Here is a 666-nt window from a genome sequence, read left to right on the forward strand (position 1 = left end):
GTCTTGTTGTCCATCAAGAGTATCCATGTCAACAACTTCTGCCATTTCTGAGACAAAGATTTTACCACCGTGATTAGGAGTCAGACCGGAATTTGTTGAAATCATTTCAACTACTTTTCTTGCATCTTTATCTGAAACTACCATCTCGATTTTTGCCAAAGGTATTGATTTTAAACTAGTAGAACCAACACGTGAGCCCTTTGACTCTCCATAGATATTACTATCATCTAAATTTCGTTTATCTATAATGTATGTCCCTATAATATTCAGATTAGATTTAATCGTAGGAAAATTTTTCCTCTTTATCACAGCCTCAATTTTTTTCATAAATAATTTTCAAAAAAGAGCCCTATTTATCAGAGAGGGTTATGCCTAAGGGTGAAAATTAGATCGCATCACAGGAGCATATTGTCATCACATGCAAAAATAGGGATGAATGTAAATCAGGTGTAAAAAAACCAGCTGGAAAGATCAATAAAACTCAAGTTAAAGACTAATAAGGTAATGTACCGTACTATACGGTATGATGCGAGCAAGACTAACATATGTCCCACTAGAGGTGGCAGATCAATTCGAGGATTTCATCATAAAAAGAGATGAGCAAATTCTTGATGCAGTAAAAGCAAGAACAAAGGATTACAGTACATTATCACTGTTAAAATTGTT

At 34.2% G+C, this 666-nt stretch carries 1 protein-coding gene; it reads right to left on the reverse strand.

Translation table 11 applies throughout. The annotated features are described in order from the left end of the window. Window positions 1-327: P-II family nitrogen regulator (locus tag BD31_RS09590; protein ID WP_008301842.1), on the reverse strand; the 327-nt coding region annotated here is incomplete at its 3' end. Between the last annotated feature and the right edge of the window lie 339 nt (window positions 328-666).

The sequence above is a fragment of the Candidatus Nitrosopumilus salarius BD31 genome (genome assembly GCF_000242875.2).
GTDB classification, from domain to species: Archaea; Thermoproteota; Nitrososphaeria; order Nitrososphaerales; family Nitrosopumilaceae; genus Nitrosopumilus; species Nitrosopumilus salarius.